Annotated in this window: 2 protein-coding genes; both read left to right on the top strand. The window is 46.4% G+C overall.

Features of this window, described 5'->3' with window-relative positions; genetic code table 11:
- Window positions 1-242 (top strand): imidazolonepropionase (locus B5F27_RS16355; protein WP_242962227.1); only part of this gene is annotated, 242 nt, incomplete at its 5' end.
- Window positions 243-382: 140 nt separating this feature from the next.
- On the top strand, window positions 383-722 hold a 340-nt coding region (locus B5F27_RS16350; RefSeq protein ID WP_206423027.1), incomplete at its 3' end, for an IS3 family transposase.

The raw sequence follows: 722 nt of genomic DNA, 5'->3' as shown, positions 1-722 counted from the left end.
CGACCCGGCAAGAGATCGCGAATCAATTGGGATTAAGCAAGGTGCAAATCAAGAATTGGATCAATCGATATAACCGCAAACAGACCAAACTGGAAGCAGGAATTTTTCCAAAACCAAAAGGACGTCCAAGAAAAGGTGGTGAACCTGGAGATATAATCGCCGAGCAGGCCTATGAGATTCGGCGGTTAAAGATGGAGAATGAGTTGCTGCGGGATTTTCTGCAATCCACAGAAAGGAAGTGAGAGCCAGGGCAAAATATGCTGTCATTTACCGTCACAGGGAAGAGTATTCTGTACTTGTCATGTGCAGATTCTTTTCGGTGTCCAGAAGCGGCTATTACAGCTTTGTAAAGAATTTGAACCGGCCCGAGAAAGACGCCGCATTGGCAGAGAAAATCCGAAATCAGCAGGACAAATGTTTTTATACCTATGGCTACCGCAGAATGTGGCAGTGGCTGAAAAACAGTGAAGCAATCTGCCATAACCCTAAAACGATCCTGCGTGTTATGAAAAAATACGGCTTGCTGTCTGAAATTCGCCGCCGCAGACGTTGGCAGCAGATGGGGCAGCAGCTGCACAAATACCAGAATCTTCTCAATCGGAATTTTCACGCTGAAGCGCCAAACCGCAAATGGGTGACCGATATCTCCTATATTCAAACCAAACAAGGTGTGCTGTACCTGTCCATGATCCGGGATCTGTACGACAACAGCATTGTAGCTT

Origin of the sequence: Faecalibacterium sp. An192, assembly GCF_002160175.1 — a bacterium.
Taxonomy (GTDB): Bacteria; Bacillota; Clostridia; order Oscillospirales; family Ruminococcaceae; genus Faecalibacterium.
The sequence above is the reverse complement of the archived record's forward strand: the minus strand, read 5'-3'. Positions and strand labels throughout refer to the sequence as shown.